At 70.4% G+C, this 23,104-nt stretch carries 21 protein-coding genes; 8 read left to right on the top strand and 13 right to left on the bottom strand.

The window, feature by feature from the left end:
- Positions 1-15 precede the first annotated feature (15 nt).
- From K9S39_RS19900 to K9S39_RS19885, 4 genes are all read right to left on the bottom strand, one after another.
- Positions 16-1,038, bottom strand: a complete 1,023-nt coding sequence (locus tag K9S39_RS19900; RefSeq protein ID WP_248864718.1) for an ABC transporter substrate-binding protein — start codon at positions 1,036-1,038, stop codon at positions 16-18.
- 117 nt (positions 1,039-1,155) lie between these two features.
- Positions 1,156-1,938 (bottom strand): ABC transporter ATP-binding protein, encoded by a 783-nt coding sequence (locus K9S39_RS19895; protein WP_248864717.1) that lies wholly within the window; start codon positions 1,936-1,938, stop codon positions 1,156-1,158.
- A complete protein-coding gene (locus K9S39_RS19890) occupies positions 1,938-2,981 on the bottom strand; it encodes a FecCD family ABC transporter permease (protein ID WP_248864716.1) in 1,044 nt (347 codons plus the stop codon). Before K9S39_RS19890 ends, K9S39_RS19895 begins: the two co-directional genes overlap by 1 nt.
- Positions 2,982-3,224: 243 nt before the next feature.
- Entirely contained in the window at positions 3,225-3,812 is a 588-nt protein-coding gene (locus tag K9S39_RS19885) for an FABP family protein (RefSeq protein WP_248864715.1), read from the bottom strand.
- Positions 3,813-4,124: 312 nt separating this feature from the next.
- Between K9S39_RS19885 and K9S39_RS19880 the strand changes: the two genes are divergently transcribed.
- Entirely contained in the window at positions 4,125-4,493 is a 369-nt protein-coding gene (locus K9S39_RS19880) for a DsrE family protein (RefSeq protein WP_248864714.1), read from the top strand.
- 106 nt (positions 4,494-4,599) lie between these two features.
- On the opposite strand, the gene K9S39_RS19875 is transcribed toward K9S39_RS19880, so the two are convergent.
- The 7 genes from K9S39_RS19875 to K9S39_RS19850 form a co-directional block, all read right to left on the bottom strand.
- The gene (locus tag K9S39_RS19875; RefSeq protein WP_248864713.1) at positions 4,600-4,884 is read right to left on the bottom strand and encodes a DUF3099 domain-containing protein; all 285 of its coding nucleotides are present in this window, start codon (positions 4,882-4,884) and stop codon (positions 4,600-4,602) included.
- A gap of 174 nt (positions 4,885-5,058) precedes the next feature.
- A complete protein-coding gene (locus K9S39_RS19870; protein ID WP_248864712.1) occupies positions 5,059-5,346 on the bottom strand; it encodes a DUF1416 domain-containing protein in 288 nt (95 codons plus the stop codon).
- A gap of 37 nt (positions 5,347-5,383) precedes the next feature.
- Entirely contained in the window at positions 5,384-6,229 is an 846-nt protein-coding gene (locus K9S39_RS19865) for a sulfurtransferase (RefSeq protein WP_248864711.1), read from the bottom strand.
- A 186-nt stretch (positions 6,230-6,415) separates the two neighbouring features.
- Entirely contained in the window at positions 6,416-6,523 is a 108-nt protein-coding gene (locus K9S39_RS43015) for an Ms5788A family Cys-rich leader peptide (RefSeq protein ID WP_406707974.1), read from the bottom strand.
- A gap of 261 nt (positions 6,524-6,784) precedes the next feature.
- Positions 6,785-7,483 carry an LmeA family phospholipid-binding protein gene (locus K9S39_RS19860; protein WP_248864710.1) on the bottom strand — a complete coding sequence of 233 codons (699 nt, stop codon included), beginning with the start codon at positions 7,481-7,483 and terminating at the stop codon, positions 6,785-6,787.
- 193 nt (positions 7,484-7,676) lie between these two features.
- A complete protein-coding gene (locus K9S39_RS19855; RefSeq protein ID WP_248864709.1) occupies positions 7,677-8,918 on the bottom strand; it encodes a hypothetical protein in 1,242 nt (413 codons plus the stop codon).
- 10 nt (positions 8,919-8,928) lie between these two features.
- Positions 8,929-9,174, bottom strand: coding sequence for a MoaD/ThiS family protein (locus tag K9S39_RS19850; protein ID WP_283113511.1), 246 nt, complete (start codon positions 9,172-9,174; stop codon positions 8,929-8,931).
- Between the two features lie 220 nt (positions 9,175-9,394).
- On the opposite strand from K9S39_RS19850, the gene K9S39_RS19845 reads away from it, so the two are divergent.
- The 7 genes from K9S39_RS19845 (at position 9,395) to K9S39_RS19815 (ending at position 19,115) form a co-directional block, all read left to right on the top strand.
- Positions 9,395-11,128, top strand: coding sequence for an ABC transporter ATP-binding protein (locus K9S39_RS19845; protein ID WP_248864707.1), 1,734 nt, complete (start codon positions 9,395-9,397; stop codon positions 11,126-11,128).
- Positions 11,125-13,107 (top strand): ABC transporter ATP-binding protein, encoded by a 1,983-nt coding sequence (locus tag K9S39_RS19840; protein WP_283112503.1) that lies wholly within the window; start codon positions 11,125-11,127, stop codon positions 13,105-13,107. Before K9S39_RS19845 ends, K9S39_RS19840 begins: the two co-directional genes overlap by 4 nt.
- Positions 13,108-13,598: 491 nt before the next feature.
- On the top strand, positions 13,599-14,474 hold the full coding sequence (locus K9S39_RS19835; protein WP_248864706.1) for a response regulator transcription factor: 876 nt from the start codon (positions 13,599-13,601) through the stop codon (positions 14,472-14,474).
- A 24-nt stretch (positions 14,475-14,498) separates the two neighbouring features.
- Positions 14,499-15,524: a LacI family DNA-binding transcriptional regulator gene (locus K9S39_RS19830; protein WP_248864705.1), complete on the top strand. Its 1,026-nt coding sequence runs from the start codon at positions 14,499-14,501 to the stop codon at positions 15,522-15,524.
- A gap of 120 nt (positions 15,525-15,644) precedes the next feature.
- Positions 15,645-16,688, top strand: coding sequence for a S1C family serine protease (locus tag K9S39_RS19825; protein ID WP_283112501.1), 1,044 nt, complete (start codon positions 15,645-15,647; stop codon positions 16,686-16,688).
- Between the two features lie 190 nt (positions 16,689-16,878).
- Entirely contained in the window at positions 16,879-17,616 is a 738-nt protein-coding gene (locus K9S39_RS19820) for a response regulator transcription factor (RefSeq protein ID WP_248864704.1), read from the top strand.
- The gene (locus tag K9S39_RS19815; RefSeq protein ID WP_248864703.1) at positions 17,613-19,115 is read left to right on the top strand and encodes a HAMP domain-containing sensor histidine kinase; all 1,503 of its coding nucleotides are present in this window, start codon (positions 17,613-17,615) and stop codon (positions 19,113-19,115) included. Before K9S39_RS19820 ends, K9S39_RS19815 begins: the two co-directional genes overlap by 4 nt.
- Before the next feature lie 97 nt (positions 19,116-19,212).
- Here the strand turns inward: K9S39_RS19815 and K9S39_RS19810 are convergent, their stop codons facing one another.
- Positions 19,213-20,577, bottom strand: a complete 1,365-nt coding sequence (locus tag K9S39_RS19810) for an LmeA family phospholipid-binding protein (protein ID WP_248864702.1) — start codon at positions 20,575-20,577, stop codon at positions 19,213-19,215.
- A gap of 688 nt (positions 20,578-21,265) precedes the next feature.
- On the bottom strand, positions 21,266-23,080 hold the full coding sequence (locus K9S39_RS19805; protein ID WP_248864701.1) for a bifunctional metallophosphatase/5'-nucleotidase: 1,815 nt from the start codon (positions 23,078-23,080) through the stop codon (positions 21,266-21,268).
- Positions 23,081-23,104: the final 24 nt, after the last annotated feature.

Raw genomic sequence — 23,104 nt, 5'->3', positions numbered from 1 at the left:
AGTCTAGGAGGGCGGTCAGCCGCCGTGAACGTTCCGCAGGTAGGCGGCCAGGTTGGTGACGGCCGCGGGGTTGCGGGGGCTTTCGACGAGGTCGGCGTAGTCGAGGACGTAGATGCGGTTGTTCTTGATGGCGGAGACGTTCGCGAGCGGTGCGTAGGAGGTGAGGAACTTCTTCTTCTGTTCGGCGGTGGGGGTGCCGTAGTCGTTGATGAGGATGACGTCGGGGTCGCGTTCGACGACGGTTTCCCAGCCGACCGTGGTCCAGGAGTCCTTGAGGTCCTTCATGGCGTGGTCGCCGCCGGCCTTGGTGATGATGTCGTGCGGGCCGGCGTATGTGCCCGAGGTCATGGGCTTGTCCTGGCCGCCGTCGTAGAGGAAGACGGAGGGGCGGTCGGCCTGTGCGGGGGCCTTGGCGGCGGCTGCGGTGACCTGTTTCCGGTACTTCTTCACCAGTGCGGCGGCCCGGTCCTCGACGTGGAAGATCTTCCCGAGGTTTTCCAGGTCGGTGTAGAGGGCCTCCAGGGGCGGCATCACGCCGCGGGAGCTGCCGGAGGTGCCGTTGCGGCAGGACTCGGTGAGCACATAGCTGCCGATGCCGAGCTTCTTCAGGGAGGCCGGGGTGACGCCGCTCTCCTCGCCGAAGCCGTAGTGCCAGCCCGCGAAGACCAGGTCGGCCTTGGCGTCCAGGGCGATTTCCTTGGTGATGGCCTTTTTGGACAGCCAGGGGACCGTGTCGTAGGCGTCCTTCCAGGCCACCTTCTCGATCTTGCCGCGGTATTCGGGCATGACGTATCCGGCCATGTGGTCTTCGAGGCCGAGCGCGAACATGATGTCGGCGATGCCGACGTCGTTGGTGACGACGCGCTGCGGGGCCTTGTCGTACGTGGTGGGGACGCCGCAGTTCTCGATGGTGACGGGGTAGTGGCCGGAGGCGGCCTCGGCCGAGTCGTCGTCGGTGGCTACCTGGGCGCCGCAGCCGGTGAGGGCGACGGTGAGCGCGAGGGCGGTGAGCGGGGCGGCGGGGCGGCGGATGCGCATGGTGTGCTTCTCCTGGTTGTGCTGTCGGTCCTGGTGATCCGGGAGGTCCCGGTGGTCCCGGTCGTTCCTGTGGTCCTGGTGGTCCGCATCGTCCCGGCGGTGGTCATGAAGCGGTGGTCATGAGGCGGCGGACGGGGGGAGGCGGTCGAACAGCAGCTGTACGGCGCCCGATTCGGGATGTCGTACGCGGTGGGCGCGGACGCCGAAGACCTTGCCGAGCAGCTCGGGCGTCAGGACGTCGTGCGGCGGGCCGGAGGCGACGATCCGGCCGTGCGCGATGACGTACAGCTCATCGCAGTGCACGGCGGCCAGATTGAGGTCGTGGAGGGCGGTGAGCACGGTCAGCCGGCTGTCGCGGACCAGCGCCAGGACCTCCAACTGCTGGGAGATGTCCAGGTGGTTGGTGGGCTCGTCGAGCACCAGCACCTGGGGCTCCTGGGCCAGCGCGCGGGCGATCAGCACTCGCTGCTTCTCGCCGCCGGACAGACTGAGGAAGCCGCGTGCGGCCAGCTGGTCCGCGCCGACCCGGGCCAGAGCGCGCCGGCATATCTCCTGGTCGGCAGCGTTCGCCCGGCCCGAGCCGCGCTGATGCGGCAGCCGTCCCATCGCGACGACCTCGGCCACCGTGAAGTCGAATTCGGTGCTCGCCTCCTGGGGGAGCGCGGCCAGCAGCCGGGCGCCCTCGCGCGCGTCCATGGCGTGCAGGTCCGCGCCCTCCAGCCGCACCGTCCCGGCGGCCGGGCGCAGGGCGCGGTAGACGCAGCGCAGCAGGGTGGATTTGCCGCTGCCGTTGGGCCCGACCAGTCCGACGAGCCGTCCGCTGCCGGCCCGTAGGGCGATGTCGTGGACCAGCCGGTTTCCGGCCACCTCCACGGACAGGTCGTCGATGTCGATCCGCATCAGGCGCCGCCTCCGAAGGTGTAGCCGCGCCGTCGCATCAGCAGGACGAAGCAGGGCACGCCGATCACGGCGGTGAGCGCCCCCACGGGGAGTTCCACGGGCGCCAGCAGCACCCGGGACAGCAGATCCACCCACACCAGCAGGATCGCGCCCAGCAGTGGGGCGACGGCCAGTACCCGGCGGTGATCGGCGCCGACCAGCATCCGGGTCACATGCGGCACCATCAGCCCCACGAAGCCGATCGCGCCGCTGACGGCGACCACCGCGCCGGTGACCGCCGCGGCGACGACGAACAGCTCACGGCGCAGCCGGCTCCCGTCGACCCCGAGGGCGGCGGCGGTCTCGTCGCCCATGGCCAGCGCGTTCAGGCGGCCCGCGGAGAACCGCAGATGGGCCAGGGCGGCGGCCACCGCGACCGCGGCGATCGGCACCGAGCCCCAGCCGGCCCCGCTCAGGCTGCCCAGCAGCCACATCATCGCGGAGCGGGCCGCTTCGCCGCGGTCGGCGGTGAACACCATGAGGGTGGTGATGGCGGAGAAGCCGTAATACATGGCCGTGCCGGTCAGGACCAGGCGCAGCGGGGTGAGGCCGTGGGCGGTGCGGGCCGCCGCGTACACCAGGGTCATCGCGATCAGCGCGGAGACGAACGCGGACACCGACAGCGCCCAGACGCCGAGCGCGCCGAGCGCCCCGAAGAGGAGGACGGCGTTGGCGCCGACGGCGGCGCCGGAGGAGATGCCGAGGACGAAGGGGTCGGCGAGGGCGTTGCGGACCAGCGCCTGGACGGCCACACCGATGGCGGAGAGCCCGGCGCCGACGACGGCGGCCAGCACGGCCCGGGGGAAGCGCAGCTCCCACACGATGGTGTAGGCCGGGACCTCGTCGGGGGTGAGGGTGCCGCCGGTGAGTCCGGCGCCGAGGTAGCGCAGGACCTGTGCCCAGCTCACCCCGGCGGCGCCGAGGCCGACCCCGCAGAGCAGGGAGGCGAGGAGGGCGAGGGAGAGCGCGGCCACCAGGGGGGTGGTGCGGGCGGGGCGTGCCAAGGGGGCGTGCGCCTTCGGCTCGGGCCGTGTCCGTACGGGAAGGAGCGGCCCGGAGCCGACGGCGGCAACGGTGGCGTCCCCTCGCAGTCCACGGCGAGTTGTCAGGATCCGGCGCCGCCGCGGGCGATCGGGCTTGCGGAAGGGGCTTCCGTTCACCGTTGCGGGTCAGCGCCGGATTCTCACCGGACTTCCCCCACGGGGCGCGTAACGCTGGGTGGTGCAGTGGTGCAGTGGTGGTGCGGGTCAGCCCTTGTAGGGCGTGCCGTCCGGGTTGAAGAAGGAGACCCCGTCCGGCATGTCGTCCGGCAGGCTCTCGGCCCACTGCTGCAGATCGGCGACCTTCTTCAGCTGCGCCGACATGTACGGGCGCAGCGGCACCTCGGGGGTGGTCTTCTCGCCGACCCACATCAGGTCGCCGTTGACATAGCCGTAGAGCCGCTTGCCGCCGCTGTACGGACCGGCGGACGGGGTGCGGGCGACGGCGTCGGTGGCCAGCTCGATCTGCGGCTTCTGGTCGGCGAGCTCGCCGTACCAGACCTCGGCCACGCCCTGGTCGCGGATCATCACGACCTCGACCTTGCGGTCGGCGTCGATGCGCCAGTAGCCGCTCTCGGTCTCCAGCGGGCGGACCTTCTTGCCCTCGCCGTCGAGCACCCAGCTGTGCGAGGTGTAGGCGAGGAAGTCACGACCGTCGTGGGTGAAGCTGACCTCCTGCCCGAAGTTGCACTTCTCGGTGCCGGGGAAGTCATAGACACCCGCGCCTTCCCAGTTGCCGAGGAGGAAGGCGAGCGGCACCAGGGCCGGGTTCAGGTCGGACGGGATCTCGATCATGAGGGCTCAGACGATCTATAGAGGGCGAAGGAAGGGGCGCGCGAAGCGCTCGTGTGCAGGGTGGTGGTGGACGACGGGCGGGCAGGTCAGCGCTGGCCCTGGTACAGCTTCTTCCAGGTCAGCCCGGCGAAGGCGATCACGCCGATGCCGACCAGAACCAGCAGGGTGGTGAAGAATGCCTCAAGCACGAGCGCGCTCCTTGGACGGAGTGAGGTGTTACGGACCGCCTGCGAGTCTAGTCGGCGCCACGGACAGCGGCGCTGTGAGGTCTGCCGCGCACCACATGCGTCCGTACGCCTCTAGTCTGGCCCCATGGCGCAGAAGAAGCTGGTGATCAAGGCGACGGCAGGGGCGGACGCGCCCGAGCGGTGCTCGCAGGCGTTCACGGTGGCGGCGGTGGCGGTGGCCAGCGGCGTCGAGGTGTCGCTGTGGCTGACCGGGGAGTCGACGTGGTTCGCGCTGCCGGGGCGGGCGGCGGAGTTCGAGCTGCCGCATGCGGCGCCGCTGCCGGACCTGATCGAGGGGATCACGGCGGGCGGCGGCACCGTCACGGTGTGTACGCAGTGCGCGGCGCGGCGCGGCATCGAGGAGAAGGACCTGATCGAGGGCGCGCGGATCGCCGGGGCCCAGGTCTTCGTCAGCGAGACGATGGCGGACGGTGCCCAGGCGCTGGTGTACTGACGCCGACCGCTGATGCCGGTGTACTGACGTCCGTGTGCGGAGGCCGATCGGCTGAGTCGATGTGCTGCCGCCGATCGGCCGGGGCCGGCGTGCCGGGCGGGCGCGGCTACCGCGGGTGCCCGTTCCGGTCGTCCAGTTCCCGCCACCAGCGGTCGGACTCCGGGTCGCCGCTCTCGTCCCACCAGCGTTCGCCGGGTTCCCTGCGGTTGCCGATGATCGCGGCGATCGGCGGGATGACCATGGCGACGACGCACATGCCCACGGCCGCCGGGACCGACCAGAGCCGCACCACGCTCCAGGCCAGCACGAACAGCGCGATGCACACGCCCATCAAGACGAAGTACTTGCGATGACGGCGTTGCGGTGCGGACAGCCGACTGTGCGCGTACATATGTCCACGGTAGATCCGGGCGGGTCGGGGAGAAAGCCCGGAACGCGCGGAGGGCCGCCCTCCTGCCAAGGCGTCCAAACCCCAGGGACGCGGCCCTCCGGCATGGGGGGACCTCCCAGCGTCAGCTGGGGGCGGGTCGTCCACGGGGTGCGGACGACCCGCCGTCAGGTGTCGTCAGACGGCGATGCTGACATCCGCCAGGCCGCCCTGCTGGGCGACGACGGTGCGGTCCGCGGTGCCGCCCGGGATGAGCGCACGCACGGTCCAGGTGCCCTCGGCCGCGTAGAAGCGGAACTGTCCGGTCGCCGAGGTGGGGACCTCGGCGGTGAACTCGCCGGTGCTGTCCAGGAGTCGGACATAGCCGGTGACGGGCTCGCCGTCGCGGGTCACACTGCCCTGGATGGTGGTCTCACCGGGTTTGATGGTCGAGGCGTCGGGGCCGCCGGCCTGTGCTCCACACATGGGTGACTTCCTTGAGGGGTTGGGGCTTTCGCCGGGCTTACTTGTTGGCGCCGAGCTCGATCGGAACGCCGACCAGCGAGCCGTACTCGGTCCAGGAACCGTCGTAGTTCTTGACGTTGGTCTGGCCGAGCAGCTCGTGCAGCACGAACCAGGTGAGCGCGGAACGCTCGCCGATACGGCAGTAGGCGATGGTGTCCTTCGACAGGTCGACGGACTCCTCCTGGTAGAGGGCCTTGAGCTCGTCGTCCGACTTGAAGGTGCCGTCGTCGTTGGCGTTCTTGGACCACGGGATGTTGCGGGCGCTGGGCACGTGGCCGGGGCGCTGCGACTGCTCCTGCGGGAGGTGCGCCGGCGCGAGCAGCTTGCCGCTGAACTCGTCGGGGGAGCGGACGTCGACCAGGTTCTGGTTGCCGATGGCGGCGACGACGTCGTCACGGAAGGCGCGGATGGCGGTGTCCTGGGCCTTGGCCTGGTACTCGGTGGCCGGGCGCTTGGGCACCTCGGAGCCGTCGACCAGGTCGCGGGAGTCCAGTTCCCACTTCTTGCGGCCGCCGTCGAGGAGCTTGACGCTGTCGTGGCCGTAGAGCTTGAAGTACCAGTAGGCGTACGACGCGAACCAGTTGTTGTTGCCGCCGTAGAGAATGACGGTGTCGTCGTTGGCGATGCCCTTGGCCGAGAGCAGCTTCTCGAAGCCCGCCTGGTCGACGAAGTCGCGGCGCACCGGGTCCTGGAGGTCCTTCTTCCAGTCGATGCGGACCGCGTTCTTGATGTGGTTCTTGTCGTAGGCCGAGGTGTCCTCGTCGACCTCGACGAGGACCACCTTGGGGTCATCGATGTGGGCCTCGACCCAGTCGGCGTCCACCAGGACGTCGCTACGGCTCATGTTTCTTCTCCTCCGGGGCAGTTGCGGGGGGGCGATTGAGGGGTGTTGCGGGTGCACGCGGGTACGCCGAGTGCGCGCTCAGGCACTTCCCGGACGGTGTCGGGGGTATGCGCGCGGCGCGGCGCCGGGGTACATGCGGGGGCGCGGCCCGAGCGGGCCGGCCGGAGACGACGGGGGAAGGGCCCGTCAGGCAGGGCGACAGAGCATGGCGGCGACGCGGCACAGGTCGACTGCCCGCCGCTTCGTAAGAACCGCCTGTCCCCGATGGCGGAGACCGCTCAATGAGCTCTGCATGGCCCCGATCGTAGGGACGGACGGCGGGGCGTGTCACCGGTGTGTCAAATGGCGAGACGTGTCTGTCCGGGTAATGGGATCGGTATGGGGTGGCGGAGGGTGTGCGTCACCGCGGGACGGCGGTGTGTCGATCAGGGGTCTGGTTTACGGACTGCCGTGTCTCAGAACGTGGACGGTGGGTGGCACGGACGGCAGAGACGGCAGAGACGGAGTGCGGACGGGGCGGGCGGATCGGTGGGGCGGCCCGCCGTGCGGTCCCCGTCAGCCGGGCATCCGGACGTTCTTGCCGGAGGCGGCGATCGAGATGCCCTCCCGCATCGTGACCACCCGCTCCAGCTTGAGGTTGCCGGGCAGCTGGTCCAGCTTCCACTCGTGGTCCGTCTGGGTGCGCACCTTGTCCTCGCAGCCCGGGACGGCCTTGCACATCATCGGGACGCTGTCGGCGCGCAACCGGACGGTGTCGCCCTCGACGCTGAGCGAGCCGGTCACCTCCAGTGAGGCCAGCACCGGGATGTTCGGCGAGATCTTGACCTGGCTGCGGCCGTTCTTCTCGCCGGCGTAGCTGATCCTGACGCCGCCGCCCGCGGCCTTGGTCAGGTCCGCGTACGAGATCCGGGCGTTGCCGGTGGCCGAGGCGGCGCTCTTGACGGAGGTGTAGTCGCTGCCCAGTTCGACGTCGTGGAACTGCGCGGTCAGCTTCTCCACCCGCAGCGTGCGGCCGTCGGCGCTGGCCTCGATGCCGTCGAGGTCGGCGTCCACCTCGGTCAGATTGCGGCCGATGACCTGGGTCAGGAACGGGAAGCCCTTGATCGTGACGTCCGGCGTGCCCGCCAGCCCCTGACTGCTGCGGATCTTCTCCGCGGCCTTGTCCTCGGCGAGATTCACCGCCACCCGGTCGCCGACGACCAGCAGCACCGCGACTATCACGACGATGAACAGCAGTACCCGTAGTGCACGCATCGAACCACTACCCCCACACATGGGCCGGACCCCGGCCACCGGATCGGTGCAGGCCCCTGCCTGCGCTTCGGGAGACCCTAAACGAGGAACCCCGCGAACGCCGCTGCCCGCCTGCGGGAGACAGCGATCTGTTCCGGAAGCGGGCAGCATCAGTGGGGGTGGCGCGGTGCCTGAGTCTCTACAGAGACCCTGCCTAGCCCAGCGCGCGGCCCAGGACGTACACCGCGGGTGCGGCGAGGGTCAGCGGCAGCGCCACCCCGGCCGTCATGTGGACGAAGCGGGACGGGTAGTCGTAGCTGGCCACCCGGAGGCCGATCAGGGCGCAGCCGCCGGCCGCCACGCCCAGCAGCGCGCCGGAGGCCCCCAGCCCGGTCAGCTGGCCGGCCCCGATACCGGCGCCCGCGGCGGCCAGCAGGGCGACGGCCGCCGAGACCGCGGAGGGCAGCGGCAGCGCGCGGGCGAGCGTTGCCACACCCACCGCCGCGGCGGCGACGGTCACCGCGTGCCGGTCGGCCGAGAGATGGCCGGAGGCGAGCACCGCCAGCGCGGTCGAGGCCAGGCCCGCGGTCAGCGCGTACATCCGCTCGTCGGCGCTGCTGCGGTTGCGCAGCTGGAGGACGAGGACGAACAGACACCAGACGCCGAGCGTGCCGATGGCCACCACGGGCGCGTCCTCGCGGTCCGTGGCCAGGAGCGCGGCATCGGTGGTCAGACCGGCCAGAAAAGCGAGCGCGATGCCCTGACGGGCGGGCCACATGCCGTTCAGCCGGAACCAGCCGGCGGCGGTGACGGCCTGCAGCAGCAGCACCGGCACCGCAAGCGCCGGACGGCCGAGCGGAGCGGTCACCGCGAGCAGCAGGGCGAGCCCGGCGGTCAGCACGGCGGGCTTCCGGCCCGGCGGGATGATCGGCGAGCGGCCCTCGGCGCGGGCGCGCTGGTTGGGCGCGAGCGGTGCGATCCGGGCGGCGGCCGGTGCGGCGGCTCCCCGGGCGGTGGCCGGTGCGGCGGCTCCCCGGGCGGTGGCCGGTGCGGCGGCGGGCCGGGCCTGCGGGGGGTGTTGCCGGGTGTGCGGTTCCTCGGGTGGCAGCGCGGTCTGGTGGTGGGACGTCAGGCGCCCCGGGTCCGCGGCGGCGCCGGGCAGCGGCTGGACGCCGGTGTCCCAGGTCGTGGTGTTCCAGGTCTGGGTGTCGGGACGCTCCGGCTGCTGCTGCGCGTAACCCTCGTACCCGTACTGGTCGCCGCCGTGGCGGCCAAGCCCGCCGGACGCCGGCCACACCGTCGGCTCCTGCGCGTAGCTGTCGTAGTGCTGCTGTCCCTGCTGCTGGCCGTACGACGCGTGTACGTCGTACACCCCCTGCGGCGGGTGCGGTGTATGCGGCTCGTAGGGGTCGTACGGCTCGTACGGATTGTGGTGCCGGCGCTGGTTGTCGTTCATGATCGCTTGCTCACCCTCCCGCGAACGGCGGCAGGACCTCGACGGTGCCGCCCTCGGCCAGCGTCACCGACGCATGGTCACGGGTGCCGACCGGATCGCCGTCCACCAGGAAGGAGCAGCGCATCAGGACGCGCGCGAACTCGGGATCGGCGGCATGCGCGGCGCGCGCCGCGTCCAGCGCCTCGGCGAGCGTCGCCGCCGTATACGGCTCCTCAGCCGTGCCGGCGGCGGCTTTGGCCGCGGCCCAGTAGCGCACGGTGCCAGTTGTTGTCACGGCGGCCTCTTCGTCGTGTCGGTGCGGGGCGGTCGGCCCGGGGCCGCCCGCGGTGCGGGACGCCCCGTCGTTGCCGCCTCCATGATGGCGTACGCGCCGGACGTCCCGGCGCCGGGCGACCACCGTCGGTGTCGCATCGCCCGGACGGGCGTCCTATCGAAAATTCGATTGCCGCAGGCAAGTGTTCGCATACCCTTTGCGGGTGTTGGTCCGACTGGCGCGGGCGCATCTGCGGCCCCACAAGCGCTCGATATCCCTGATCGTCCTTCTCCAGCTGATCCAGACGCTGGCCACCCTCTACCTCCCCTCCCTCAACGCCGACCTCATCGACAACGGTGTGGTGCAGGGAGACCTCGGCTACATCCTCCGCATCGGCGGTTTCATGACCGCCGTCACCCTGCTGCAGATCGTCTGCGCCATCGGCGCCGTCTACTACGGCGCCCGGACGGCCATGGCGCTGGGCCGGGACATCCGCGCCGCCGTCTTCGACCGGGTGCAGTCCTTCTCCGCCCGGGAAATGGGCACGTTCGGCGCGCCCTCGCTGATCACCCGCACCACCAATGACGTCCAGCAGGTCCAGATGCTGGTCCTGATGACGTTCACGATGATGGTGGCGGCGCCCATCATGATGGGCGGCGGCGTCGTCATGGCGCTCAACCAGGATGTGCCGCTGTCGGGCCTGCTCCTGGTCATCGTCCCGGTCCTCGGGATCCTCGTCTCACTGATCGTGCGCCGGATGCGGCCGCTCTTCCGCGGCGTGCAGGAACGCATCGACACCGTCAACCGCGTGCTGCGCGAACAGATCGCCGGCATCCGCGTCATCCGCGCCTTCGTCCGCGACCGGCACGAGCGGGAGCGGTTCGCCGGCTCCAACACCGCGCTGTACGACGTGTCGGTGCGCGCCGGCCGGCTGATGTCGATGATGTTCCCGCTGGTCATGCTGATCGTGAACCTCGCCAGTGTGGCCGTCGTCTGGTTCGGCGGGCTGCGGATCGACAGCGGCGGGATGCAGATCGGCGCGCTGACGGCCTTCCTCAGCTATCTGATGTACATCCTCATGTCGATCATGATGGCGACGTTCATGGTGATGATGCTGCCGCGCGCCGAGGTCTGCGCCGAGCGCATCGCCGAGGTACTGGCCACCGACTCCAGCGTCACCCCACCCCGGAACCCCGTCACCGAGCTGCGCCGCCGCGGCGAGCTGGAGCTCCGTGATGTCGAGTTCCGCTTCCCGGGCGCCGAGCAGCCGGTCCTCACGGACGTCTCCCTGGTCGCCCGCCCCGGCGAGACCACCGCCGTCATCGGCTCCACCGGCTCCGGCAAGTCCACCCTCCTCGGCCTCGTCCCCCGCCTCTTCGACGCCACCGGCGGCACGGTCCTGGTGGACGGCGAGGACGTCCGCACCCTCGACCAGGAGACGCTGGCCCAGGCCATCGGCCTGGTCCCGCAGAAGCCCTACCTCTTCTCCGGCACGGTCGCCACCAACCTCCGCTACGGCAATCCCGACGCCACCGACGACGAGCTGTGGCACGCCCTGGAGACCGCCCAGGCGCGGGAGTTCGTCGAGCGGATGGAGGGCGGCCTGGACGCCCCCATCGCCCAGGGCGGCTCCAATGTCTCCGGCGGCCAGCGCCAGCGGCTGGCCATCGCCCGCGCGCTGGTCCGCAAGCCGGAGATCTATCTCTTCGACGACTCCTTCTCCGCCCTGGACTACGCGACGGACGCCGCACTGCGCGCCGCGCTCGCCCGTGAGACGGACCGGGCCACCGTCGTGATCGTCGCCCAGCGGGTGTCCACCATCCGTGGCGCCGACCGCATCGTCGTCCTGGACGAGGGCCGGGTCGTCGGCACCGGTACGCACACCGCGCTGATGGCCGACAACGAGACCTACCGGGAGATCGTGCTCTCCCAGCTCACCGAGCAGGAGGCGGCATGACCACCACGGACAAGACGGCGGCCGCCGAGGAGACCCCCGCGGCCCCGAGACGAGGACCGGCCCCGGCCTCCGGTCCCGCCCGCTTCATGGGCGGGCAGCCCACCGAGAAATCCCTCGACTTCAAGGGCTCCGGCAAGCGCCTGCTCGCCCAGATGCGCCCCGAGCGCGGCATCATCTCCGTCGCACTGCTTCTGGGCGTCCTGAGCGTGGCGCTGACCGTCGTGGCGCCCAAGGTCCTCGGCCACGCCACCGACCTGATCATGGCCGGAATCGTCGGCCGCCGTCTCCCCGAGGGCCTCACCACGGAACAGGCGGCAGCCCAACTCCGGGCGCACGGGCAGGACGGACTCGCCGACATGCTCGGCACGATGCCGGTCGTCCCCGGCCACGGCATCGACTTCGGCGCCGTCGGCACGGTCCTCGTCTGGGTCACCGTCATCTACGCCGCCGCCTCGCTCTTCGGCTTCGTCCAGGCCAGGATCGCCACCCAGGTCGTCCAACGCGCCGTCTTCCGCCTCCGCGAGCAGGTCGAGGAGAAACTGGCCCGGCTCCCCCTCAGCTACTTCGACCGACAGCAGCGCGGCGAGGTGCTCTCCCGCGCCACCAACGACATCGACAACATCCAGCAGACGCTCCAGCAGACCCTCAGCCAGATCATGATGTCGCTGCTGACCATCGTCGGCGTGCTCACGATGATGTTCTGGATCTCGCCGCTGCTGGCGCTGGTCGCGCTGCTCACCGTCCCGGTCTCGGTCCTCGTCGCCGCCAAGATCGGCAAGCGTGCCCAGCCGCAGTTCGTCCAGCAGTGGAAGACCACCGGCAAGCTCAACGCCCACATCGAGGAGATGTATACCGGCCACGCCCTGGTGAAGGTCTTCGGCCGCCAGAAGGAGTCCGCCGAGCTGTTCCGCGAGCAGAACGAGGCGCTCTACACCGCCGGATTCAAGGCGCAGTTCATCTCCGGCGTCATCCAGCCCGCGATGATGTTCATAGGCAACCTCAACTACGTCCTGGTGGCCGTGGTCGGCGGCCTCCGCGTGGCCACCGGCGCCCTCTCGATCGGCGACGTCCAGGCGTTCATCCAGTACAGCCGGCAGTTCAGCCAGCCGCTCACCCAGGTCGCCTCGATGGCCAACCTGGTCCAGTCCGGCGTCGCCTCCGCCGAGCGGGTCTTCGAACTGCTCGACGCCGAGGAGCAGGACCCCGACCCCGCGCGCCCGGCCCGCCCCGAGCGCGTCACCGGCCGGGTCGCCTTCGAGAACGTCTCGTTCCGCTACGACGAGGACAAGCCGCTCATCGACGGCCTCTCGCTGGCCGTCGACCCCGGCCAGACCATCGCCATCGTCGGCCCGACCGGCGCCGGCAAGACCACCCTGGTCAACCTGCTGATGCGGTTCTACGAGGTGCGCGGCGGCCGGATCACCCTCGACGGCGTCGACATCGCCACCATGTCGCGCGAGGAGCTCCGCTCCAGCATCGGCATGGTCCTCCAGGACACCTGGCTCTTCGGCGGCACCATCGCCGAGAACATCGCCTACGGCGTCCCCGGGGGCGCGTCCATGGAGCAGATCGTCGCCGCCGCCAAGGCCACCCATGTCGACCGCTTCGTACGCACCCTGCCCGACGGCTACGACACCGTCATCGACGAGGAGGGCGCCAATGTCTCCGTCGGCGAGAAACAGCTGATCACCATCGCCCGCGCATTCCTCGCCGAGCCCGCGATCCTCGTCCTCGACGAGGCCACCAGCTCCGTCGACACCCGCACCGAGGTGCTGATCCAGCACGCGATGGGGCGGCTTCGTGCGGGCCGCACGAGTTTTGTCATCGCGCACCGGCTGTCCACGATCCGGGATGCGGACACCATCCTCGTCATGGAGAACGGTTCGATCGTCGAGCAGGGGGCCCATGACGAGCTGCTGGCGCGTCATGGGGCGTATGCGGGGCTTTACGCCGCCCAATTCGCGGAGCCTGTGGCGTAGCTTGCGCTTGCCTGGGCCCACATGGTTCCCGCCGTCTTCGGCCGTCCGGCCGTGGGGGGGGCGCCTGCGGCGGGTGTGCGCCCCACGTGGTCGGCTGTCCCGCCGTGGGGGAGCAACGGCGGGAGGGCCAAAAAACGTCGGCCCAGGCAAAGCGCAGCGTCACCCGAAGTGACCAGCGGAACACAAGATCGTGCAAAATCGCCCTCGGGCTCCGAACGCATGTGGGCTATCCTGCTGGACAGAGAAGGATCCGGGCAGCGTAGCCCCCGGGTCCTTTCGTGCTTTCTTACGCGCTTGCTGCGTGGCCGGGAGCACAGTACGAAGCAGGGCCGCAGAAGACTCCCCCGGCCACGGCCGGGAGGTGCCCCCGTCGCAGGGACCGAGGAGGAACCAGACGTCATGGGCCAGAGAAGAAAGCCGGACAGCGAGCCGCACAGGACGAAGCACACCGCCGACACCGCACGCGCCGAGAACCGGGTAGGTGGTCGTAAGTGAGTTCCCTCCTGCTGCTGACCAACGCACTCCAGCCGTCGACGGAGGTGCTCCCCGCGCTCGGGCTGCTGCTGCACAGCGTGCGGGTGGCCCCCGCCGAGGGCCCGGCCCTCATCGACACCCCAGGGGCCGACGTCATACTGATCGACGGCCGCCGTGACCTTCCCCAGGTGCGGTCGCTGTGCCAGCTGCTGCGGTCCACCGGGCCGGGCTGTCCGCTGGTGCTGGTGGTGACCGAGGGCGGGCTCGCCGCCGTCACCGCGGACTGGGGCATCGACGATGTGCTGCTGGACACGGCGGGACCCGCCGAGGTGGAGGCGCGGCTGCGGCTGGCGATGGGCCGCCAGCAGGTCACCACCGATGACAGCCCCATGGAGATCCGTAACGGTGATCTCTCCGTTGACGAGGCGACCTACAGCGCCAAGCTCAAGGGCCGGATCCTGGACCTGACCTTCAAGGAGTTCGAGCTGCTGAAGTATCTGGCGCAGCACCCGGGCCGGGTGTTCACCCGTGCCCAGCTTCTGCAGGAAGTGTGGGGCTATGACTACTTCGGCGGTACGCGGACGGTCGATGTGCACGTCCGGCGGCTGCGGGCGAAGCTCGGTCCCGAGCACGAGTCGCTGATCGGCACGGTCCGTAACGTCGGCTACCGCTTTGTGACGCCGGAGAAGGTGGAGCGGGCGGCGGCCGAGGCGCAGGCGAAGGAGGACGCCGCGAAGGCGGCGAGGGCCGCGAACGCCGCAAACGCGGCGAACGCAGTAAACGCGAAAAATGCCGCGAAGGCCGCCGAAGGCGGCTCCGGTGCTGGTGGCGGCTCCGCGAAGGCCGTGGCGGTGGTGCGGAATCCGCTGCCGCAAGGTCCTGCCCAGCGATAGAGCCACCCGCGTAGACTGCCGCGCGTGGCCAAGGTGACGCGGGATGATGTGGCAAAACTGGCGGGAACATCCACCGCCGTCGTCAGTTACGTCATCAACAACGGGCCGAGGCCGGTCGCCCCGGCCACGCGCGAGCGGGTGCTCGCCGCGATCAAGGAGCTCGGTTACCGGCCGGACCGGGTCGCCCAGGCGATGGCGTCCCGCCGTACCGATCTCATAGGTCTGATCGTGCCGGACACCCGGCAGCCGTTCTTCGCGGAGATGGCCCATGCCGTCGAACGGGCCGCCTCCGAGCGCGGGAAAATGGTCCTGGTCGGCAACGCCAACTACGAGGACGAGCGTGAGGCGCACTATCTGCGCGCCTTCCTCGGGATGCGGGTATCCGGGCTGATCCTGATCAGCCAGGGGCCCAGTGAGCACGCCGCCGCCGAGATCGACGCCTGGGACGCCCGGGTGGTGCTGCTGCACCGACGGCCGGACGCCATCGACGATGTCGCGGTGATGACGGACGACATCTGGGGCGCGCAGCTGGCGACCCGGCATCTGCTGGAGCACGGCCACCCGTATGTCGCCTTCCTCGGTGGTACGGAGGAGACCCCGAAGTCCGGCGACCCGGTCACCGACCACGTCGAGGGCTGGCGCCGGGCGATGCAGGAGTCCGGGAAGCCGCCGGAGGGGCGCTATTTCCAGGCGCTGTACAACCGCTATGACGCGTACGAGGTCGCGCTGAAGCTGCTGGCGGGTCCGGAGCGGCCGCCGGCCATCATGTGCGCGACGGACGACCAGGCGATCGGTGTGCTGCGGGCCGCCCGCGAGCTGCGCATCGATGTGCCGGGCGAGCTGGCGGTCGCGGGCTTCGACGATGTGAAGGAGGCGGCGCTGACCGACCCGCCGCTGACGACGGTGGCCTCGGACCGTGAGGCGATGGCGCGCGCCGCGGTCGATCTGGTGCTGGACGACGGGCTGCGTGTGGTGGGCTCGCGCCGCGAACGACTGCGGCAGTTTCCGTCGCGGCTGGTGGTGCGGCGGTCGTGCGGGTGTGAGGGGTAGGTTCTTCCCCGGGGCCCGCACCCTGGGCCCCACCGCCCTTATGCCGGGCATACCGACTTCTGTCGGGCCTCTCAGGGCGTTCTCAGGCGATTCTCATGCTCCGGTCGCACAGTCGGAGTCATGACCGAGAGCTACCGCCGAAGCGGCGAGGAAACGTCCCAGGACCGGCCGTACGCATACGGGGGCGCATACGGCGACTACTACGGGCGCGCGGTTCCGCCGCCGCCCCCGTACGCCCCGGATGCCGCGGTGGGCTCCACGCCGCATGAGCCGCGTCGCAGGGCGCGTCGCCCCGTCGCGCTGATCGCGGCGGTGGCGCTCGCCTCGGGGCTCATCGGCGGCGGCAGCGCGGCGCTGATCGCCGGTTCCACCCAGACGCCGCAGAGTGGTACCTCCACCCCGGTCGTCAACGCCGGCAAGAACGGCGGCAGCGGCGTCGCGGGGGTGGCCAAGGCGGTCAGCCCGGCCATCGTGGAGATCAAGGCGCGGACGGCCGGCGGCGAGTCCACCGGCTCCGGCGTGGTGATCACCCAGGACGGCGAGATCATCACCAACAACCATGTGGTGGCCGGCGCGGACACCGTGACCGTCACCTTCGGCGACGGCGGCACCGGGACGGCCAAGGTCGTCGGGACCGACGCCGACAAGGACCTGGCGTTGGTCAAGGTCAACGGCGCCAAGGGCCTGACCGCGGCCACCCTCGGTGACTCCGACCGGATCGCGGTCGGCGACCAGGTCGTCGCGATCGGCTCGCCCGAGGGCCTCACCGGGTCCGTGACCAGCGGTATCGTCTCCGCGCTCAACCGCGATGTCACCGTCCCCAAGGACGAGGGCCGGGGCCTGCCGGGGCCGGACGGTCCGGGCGGCGGCTGGCCGTTCGAGTTCGGCGGTAACCAGTACAACGGCGACACCGGCTCGTCGAAGACGTCCTACAAGGCCATCCAGACCGACGCCTCGCTCAACCCGGGCAACTCCGGCGGTGCGCTGATAAACATGCAGGGCCAGATCATCGGCATCAACTCCGCGATGTACGCGCCGAGTTCGGCATCGAGCGGCGCGGCGGGCAGCGTCGGCCTGGGCTTCGCCATCCCGATCAACACCGTCAAGGCCGATCTCGACTCGCTGCGCGGCGGGGGGAGCGACGGCGGCAGCAGCGGTGTGTGACCATGCGGTCGTGCGAGGCCGGTGCGATGCTTGGGTCCTCAGGGACGTTCCTTGGGGCGTGAGGGACGCTCCTTGAGCGCTCAGGACATTCCTTGAGTGCTCAGGGACACTCCGTGAGCCGACGTCGTGATCGATGGACGATCCTGGAGCTGTCGGCCGTTCCGTATCCCACCCCGAGGTAGTCACGCAGATGAGTCCCGCCGAGCACGGTGATCAGCCCGCCCGCATCCTGATCGTCGACGATGAGCCCGCGGTCCGGGAGGCCCTGCAGCGTTCGCTGGCGTTCGAGGGCTACGGCACCGAGCAGGCCGTCGACGGTCTGGACGCGGTGACGAAGGTCGCCTCGTACGACCCCGAGCTGATCGTGCTGGATGTGCTGATGCCGCGGATGGACGGGCTGACGGCCGCCCGCCGGCTGCGGGCGAGCGGGGTGAGAGTGCCGATCCTGATGCTGACCGCGCGCGACACGGTCGGCGACCGGGTCACCGGGCTGGACGCCGGCGCCGACGACTACCTCGTCAAGCCCTTCGAGCTGGACGAACTGCTGGCCCGGATCCGGGCGCTGCTGCGCCGCAGCTCGTACGCGGCGGCGGCCGGTGCGCAGCCCGAGGAGGGCGAGACGCTGGCCTTCGCCGATCTGCGGATGGACCTGGCGACCCGCGAGGTGACCCGGGGCACGCGGCGGGTCGAGCTGACCCGTACCGAGTTCACGCTGCTGGAGATGTTCCTGGCGCACCCGCGGCAGGTCCTCACCCGTGAGCAGATCCTGAAGGCCGTGTGGGGCTTCGACTTCGAGCCCACCTCCAACTCCCTCGATGTGTATGTGATGTATCTGCGCCGCAAGACGGAAGCGGGCGGCGAGCCACGGCTGGTGCACACCGTCCGGGGGGTCGGCTACGTCCTGCGGGCGGACGGCGGCGCGGAGTGAGCGGGACGGGAAGGGACGCGGGCGCCGGGCTCGGGGCACGCTTCGGACGGCTGCCGCTGCGCTCGCGGCTGACCCTGCTCACCGCCGCCGCGGTGGCGGTGGCGGTCGCCGTCTCCGCGCTGGCCTGCTGGCTGCTCACCCGCACCCAGCTGCGCGACGAGGTGGACAACTCGCTGCAGAGCGTCGAGGTCGCGGCGGACTATCTGCTGCGCACCTACAACGACTGCCAGCCCACCGACCCGACCGAGAACACGAACGCCCCGCCGTCGTCCTACAACGTCCAGATCGTCCGGATCGACGGATCGCGCTGTGTGGGGCCCAACTCCCAGCCCGTACGGGTGCAGGGCGCGGATCTTGCGGTGGCGCAGGGCCTGGAACGCGATGCCCTGCATGATGCCGTCACCACAGGCGGCGCGAACGTACGGGTGCTGACCAAGCACATCCGTGTCCAGGGCGTGCCGTTCGCGGTGTCCCTCTCGCGTCCGCTGACCGAGGTCAACAGCGCGCTGAACACCCTCGCGCTGCTGCTGGCCGCCGTCGCGGGGCTGGGCGTCATCGGCGCGGGCACGGCCGGTCTGGCCATCGCCCGCTCCGGCCTCAAGCCCGTCGACCGCCTCACCGAAGCCGTCGAACACGTCGCCCGCACCGAGGACTTGACCATCCGCATCCCGGCGGACGGTGAGGACGAGATCGCCCGCCTCTCCCGCTCCTTCAACTCCATGACGGCGGCCCTGGCCGCTTCCCGCGACCTCCAGCAGCAGCTCATCGCCGACGCCGGCCACGAGTTGCGCACCCCGCTGACCTCGCTCCGTACGAACTTCGACCTGCTGGTGCGCAGCGAGCAGTCCGGCCGTGAGCTCCCGGCCGCCGACAAGGCGGCGCTGCTGGCGTCGGTGAAGGCGCAGATGGGGGAGCTGGCGGCGCTGATCGGCGACCTCCAGGAGCTGTCCCGGCCGGCGGCGCCCGGACACGGTGCCGTCGAGGTCGTGGCGCTGCACGACATCGTCGGCGCCGCGCTGGGGCGGGTCCGGCTGCGCGGCCCGTCGCTGAGCTTCATTGCCGACCTCGACCCCTGGTACGTACGGGCCGAACCGGCCGGGCTGGAACGCGCGGTGGTCAATCTGCTCGACAACGCGGTGAAGTTCAGCCCGGCCGACGGCACCGTCCGGGTCCGGCTGGCGGTCGGCGAGCTGACCGTCCGCGACCAGGGCCCCGGCATCCCGCAGGACGAACTGCCGCATGTCTTCGAGCGGTTCTGGCGCTCACCGTCCGCACGCAGCCTGCCGGGCAGCGGGCTGGGCCTGTCGATCGTGGCCCGTACGGCGGAGCAGGCGGGCGGTGACGTCCGGCTGCGGGCCGCGGAGGGCGGCGGCACCGAGGCGGTACTGACGCTGCCGGGGGCCGCGACGCCGCCGCCGGAGGTGCCGGGGCGGGGGACGGCGGAACCAGGGACGGCGGGACCGGGGCCGGGGGGACCGGGGCCGGGGGCGTTGGGGTAGACGGGCGCCGGGGCAGTCCGGCCCGCTGTGTGCTCGGTCCGTCCTCCGCTGCGCGGCCCGTCCTCTCTCGCTCGGTCCGTCCTCCGCCTTCTGCGGCTCAGTCCGTCTTCCGCTTCTTGGCCGCGTCGCCGATCGGCAGCTCCGCCCCGGACAGCTTGACGCGGATGCCGTCCTGCTCGACGGAAATATCGCGCAGCCGTATGTCGCCGGGTGTCCTGGGCAGTTGGAAGGAGAGCGACAGCCGGTCCGCGAGCTGTGGCTTGGTCAGCCCGGTCAGCGCGCCCAACACCTTCGGGTCGATGCCGACCTTCTGCAGCAGCCACGGGTGGTCGATCACCACATCGACCAGATTGACCTTCATCAGCTGCTGGACGAAGCGCGGTGACCCGGTCAGCTCGTGCAGCTTCTCCTCGTTGTGCAGCGCCTGGTCGATGTACTCCTCGGGAAAGCCGATCCGGTCCGCGATCGCCGGAATGCTCAGCATCGCCTTGACCTTGGCGGCCTGCCGGCTGACCTCGGCGGCGGCCTTGCGGGTCAGCCGCAGGCCCTCCTCCTCGCCGGTGCCGGGGCGGTAGACGGCGACATCGCCGATGTCCAGCCGCATACGGCTGATGTCGGTGGAAATGCCCCGGTCGCCCGCCCGTTGAATGCGCGCCTCCGCCCGTACGCGCAATTCATGCCCGGCGATCGGCAGCCGGCCGGCCGCCCGGACCGTATTGGGGCCCAGGTCGCTGAATTTCACCTGCGAGGCGCCCAGCTCGCGATTCATGTCGTCGAAGGCGAGCAGCACACTGCCCTGCATTTTGCCGATCGTGGCGCCCTTGATGGAGGCGGGAAGATCGCCGTCGAGCCGCACCTCGTTCGCGGTCGCCTCGATTTTCGCCAGCGAGACCCGGTCGGCCGCCAGGTCGGGAATGGTGACGCTCACCTGGTCGAGGCGCTTGTCGAGGACCTGGGTCAGGAAGGGAAAACCCTGGATGTCGACTTCCGGCTCGGCCGTGAGCTTCAGTGATTCCTGCAGTATTTCCTCGGTCTTGTCCTGCGCGTACAGCACGGCGAAACGGTCGAGCACGGTAAGGAATGCCGTGCACACCAGGACGGCGACCAGCAGTTTCAGGATGCGCGGAACGGCGGCGAAGCGGCCGACCCCACGCTTCCGGCGCCGGTGGTTCGGCGCCGTCCACTCCTCGTCCTCCTCGTCCGGGCGCAGCCCCAGGCCCAGGGGATCGCCGCTGTCGTCGCGCTCGTTGAGGTAGCTGCGGCGGCGGGGCGCGCCGCCGTGTTCCGTGCCGTATTCCGGCTCGGGTTCCGGCTCCGGTTCGGGGTCGGCGAGGGCGGCCAGGTCCGCATAGGGATTGACCTTTTCGAGCTGTCTGGTGTCGCCGTGCGCGTCGTACCGAGCACCCGCTGTGCGGGAATCGATGTCAGGCTGAGCGGAGCCTGACGGTGAGGATGAAGCCATGCGTATGGGGGTTCGCATCCGCATATCCCACCATGCCCAGGACCCTTGAACGCAAGTCTTGCCGAAGGTATGGGAGATAGGTGCGGCTTGTCCTGTCAGGCTTGGCGAAAAATTGTCGCAGTCGTGGATGGACCGAACTGCCGTCGCGCGCGAGGTGATGTCGCCCACTGTCGCGCCAGGGTAATGGTGACCTGAATCGCCGTCACGGTACGCTGCGCCGCAAACCGGCTGATTGCACTTCACTTACCGCCGTAGTAGCGCCCGTCGCGGCTTTCTCCGTGCCCGCTGTCTCACCGTCAGCTATCCCGCCGCCGTTATGGATTCGCCATCCCGGCACCGGGAACCACGGCGATCCCCGCAATCCCCGCAACGGGAAATTCCGTTGCCGCTTCAGCGGCCGGGGCGGGCCGCCGTCCGGGCGGGCGGTACAGGCAAGCCCCGCAGCAGGGAGCACCCCAGCAGGGCAACCCCTACGGCGGCTGAGCGCGCACGGCGGCCGAGCGCGCACGGCGGCCGAGCATGCACGGCGGCCGAGCATGCACGGCGCCTGAGTGTCCTACACGCAGACACCGCACACAGACGCGACGACGGCCCGGTGGGAGATCCCCCGCCGGGCCGTCGCCACATCTGACTGATCACATCTCACTGAAGCGCCGCTACGTCACGACGCTGCTCCATCCCAACGCCACTACTTCTTCACCACCGTGATCCGCTCCGCCTCAGGCGGATCGATCGGCCCGTCCGCCGACGAGTGGGCCTTCAGATAAGCCGTGAACGCCTCAAGATCCGACTGGCCGACGTACTTGTTCCTGCCGTCCTTGAAGGCCGGGAAGCCGTCACCGCCGCCCGACAGGAACTCGTTCATGGCGACGCGGTAGGTCTTGGCCGGGTCGATGGCGACGCCGTTCAGCTTGACCGAGTTCCTGACCACGCGGTCGGCGCCCGACTTGGTCAGGTCCAGTGTGTACGTCAGGCCCTCGGAGACCTGGAGGATCTTCGGTGACGCCGCGTTCGGACCGCTGACCTGCTGCTGGAGACCGGTGATCAGCTGCTCCCCGGTGAGGTCGATGACGTTCATCATGTTCGTGAAGGGCTGGACGGTGAAGGCCTCCCCGTAGGTGACGACGCCGTCGCCCTCCCCGCCGGACGCCTTGAACGCGAGGTCGGAGCGGATGCCGCCGGGGTTCATCAGCGCGAGCTGGGCGCCGCCCTTGCCGTCCGGCCCGGTGGCCTCCAGCTGGGCGTCCGCGATGAGATCGCCGAGCGGGGATTCGGGGGCGTTGGCGCCGCGGCCCGCGATGTCCGCGGAGATATGGCCGACGGGGCGGTTGGCGATCGGCGCGGCGAGCTTGTTCCAGCGCTTGATCAGGGCGGTCATGTCCGCGGCCTTGGGCTGGATGCGGTCCACGACGTGGTTGACCGCGCCGGATGCCTTGACGCTGGTCCGCACGATGTCCTTGGTGCGGCGGTCGTACGTCAGTGTGGTGTCCGTGTAGAGCTTGCCGTACGACGCGGCGGAGGTGACGGTGCGCGGGGTGCCGGACGGGTCCGGGATGGTGCAGGCGTACGCCTGGTGGGTGTGGCCGGTGACCAGCGCGTCGACGGCCGGGGTCACCTTCTCGGCGATTTCGGTGATCGGGCCCGAGATCCCGTCGCCCGGGCCCGGGCTGTCGCAGTTGTAGTTGTAGGAGGTGGAGGCCGGCAGGCCGCCTTCGTGGATCAGGGCGACGACGGACTTCACGCCCTGCTTGTCGAGTTCCTTGGCGTACTTGTTGATCGTCTCGACCTCGTCGTGGAACTTCAGGCCCTTGATGCCTTCGGCGTTGACGATGTCGGGGGTGCCCTCCAGCGTCACCCCGATGAAGCCGATCTTGACGCCGCGGTGCTGCCAGACGGTGTACGGCCTGAGCATCGGCTTGCCGGTCTTCTCGTCCGTGACATTGGCCGTGAGGTACGGGAAGCGGGCGCCCTCGAACGTCCTGCCGTCCGCGTAACAGCCGTCTTCCGGGTGGCAGCCGCCCTTCTGGAGCCGCGTCAACTCCTTCCGGCCCTCGTCGAATTCATGGTTGCCGACGGAGGTGACGTCCAGGCCCAGCCTGTTCATGGCCTCGATGGTCGGTTCGTCGTGGAAGAGGCCGGAGAGCAGCGGGCTGGCGCCGACCATGTCGCCGGCCGCGGCGGTGACGGAGTACGGGTGGCCCTTGCGGGCGGTGCGGAGCGACTGGGCGAGATACTCGACGCCGCCCGCCTCGACGGTCTTCTTGCTGCCGTCCGGCTGGATCTCCTCGACCGTGCCGGAGGAGCCCTGCGGCGGTTCGAGATTGCCGTGGAAGTCGTTGAAGGACAGCAGCTGCACGTCGACCGTGCGGCCCGGATGGCGGGCCGGTTCGTCGTGCGCGCCGGCCGGCAGGGCGCCGGCGGTGACACCGGCGGCCGCGGCCAGTACGGTGGCCGCGGCCGTCAATCTGCGTGCGATACGGCGCTGTTGAGGCGTCGCTGACATGGGATCCCCCTCGGTTACTGGACG

It is taken from the genome of Streptomyces halobius (genome assembly GCF_023277745.1).
Taxonomy (GTDB): Bacteria; Actinomycetota; Actinomycetes; order Streptomycetales; family Streptomycetaceae; genus Streptomyces; species Streptomyces halobius.
This window is presented reverse-complemented; position numbering and strand designations above follow the sequence as displayed.